Raw genomic sequence first — 1,234 nt, forward strand, 5'->3', positions numbered from 1 at the left:
CACCCGTCGCCGCCCCCGGATGCACTTGCCGGACTCACTGCCGCCGGAGCGGCCTCAGAGCGCCGGTGCTGGTAACGGGCCGGATGCCGGCGCTGCGGCGCCGTGAAGGGGAGGCCCAGCGGAGGGTTCAGTCCCTGGATCTGCTTCCTACAGGGAAGCAGAGCAAAGGGGCGTGGTTGTCCACAGCGGGGGGCTGTCCACAAGGGCTGCCGCCCCCGCCGTGCGACTGTGCCACGGTCGAGGCATGGGACGACCGGAAACACCATGCGACCAGCCTCGACTCATGCCCTTCCCGGTCGCCGGGTTCGTCCGGCGGGTGCGGCGCATCAAGGTGCTCAGCCAACGCGAGCTTGCCGATGCCGTGGGCGTCGCGCCGTCGACCATCGGGAAGCTCGAGGCCGGCTCAGCTCAGCCCGGCGCCCTGCTTCTGCGGCGAATTCTGGCGATCGCCGGGCACAGGCTGACCGTCATCGACACCGGCGGGCGGCGTGTCGAGCCGATGGCGGACTGGGATGACACCCGGGACGGGGCCGGGCGTCGCTACCCGAGCCACCTCGACACGATCCTCGACCCCGAGCCAGGGGAGTGGTGGGGTGACGTCTACGGGCTGGCCCGGCCGCCGGAGACCTTTCATCGGGATCGGGAGTGGCGTGACGTGCGGCGACGGCGCAGCCAGTGGGAGGTGCGCGTGGAGCAGTTCCGGCATGTGCCGCCGCCGATTTTGCCGGAGGTCTGGTGGCGGCGGCGCTACCAAGTGGGCGAATACGGCCGCGCCGCCGCGGCGATGACCGAATACGAAAGCTGGGTGGAGGCGGGTCGGCCGGCGCCGGGCGCGCCGCCGGCCGTCTGCCGCGGTCCTAGTCGTCGTCGGTGATGGTTCCGGTGGCGATGCCGTCGGTGGTGCGTACCCCCGGCGTGACCGAGCCGACCACCAGCGTGAACCTCTCGTTCGGCTCCTTGCGGCGGTCGCCCCGGACCTGCACCACCAGCTCTGCGGTCGTCTCGCCCGGCCGGATCAGCCGGCAGCCGAAGAACAGCTCGTAGTCCAGGACCGGCAGGGCTGTGCCGTGGACCGCGCTCGCGCAGATCGTCACCGGATAGTCCACCGGACGCGAGAGCGTGACCGGGAAGCTCATCGGATGCCGGCCCGAGTCGCCCTCGTCCACGGTCGCGTCGCCGACCGACACCGCCGCCCGGCTCTGGAAGCGGGCGATCTGCGGGTCGTGGTCGCTGG

General features: G+C 71.9%; 1 protein-coding gene and 1 pseudogene. One reads left to right on the forward strand and one right to left on the reverse strand.

Translation table 11 applies throughout. The features are described from left to right. Positions 1-283 precede the first annotated feature (283 nt). The gene (locus AB0M20_RS44475) at positions 284-874 is read left to right on the forward strand and encodes a helix-turn-helix domain-containing protein (protein WP_364307619.1); all 591 of its coding nucleotides are present in this window, start codon (positions 284-286) and stop codon (positions 872-874) included. Here AB0M20_RS44475 and AB0M20_RS44480 read toward each other — a convergent pair. Next, a pseudogene (locus AB0M20_RS44480) lies at positions 858-1,234 on the reverse strand (endonuclease); the annotation flags it as partial. The gene AB0M20_RS44475 and the pseudogene AB0M20_RS44480 sit on opposite strands and share 17 nt — an antisense overlap.

It is taken from the genome of Actinoplanes sp. NPDC051633 (genome assembly GCF_040681735.1).
Taxonomy (GTDB): domain Bacteria; phylum Actinomycetota; class Actinomycetes; order Mycobacteriales; family Micromonosporaceae; genus Actinoplanes.

Bases quoted from the DNA above. Each gene is read 5' to 3' on its own strand.
- AB0M20_RS44475 (WP_364307619.1), top strand. From the start codon at position 284: ATGCCCTTCCCGGTCGCCGGGTTCGTCCGGCGGGTGCGGCGCATCAAG.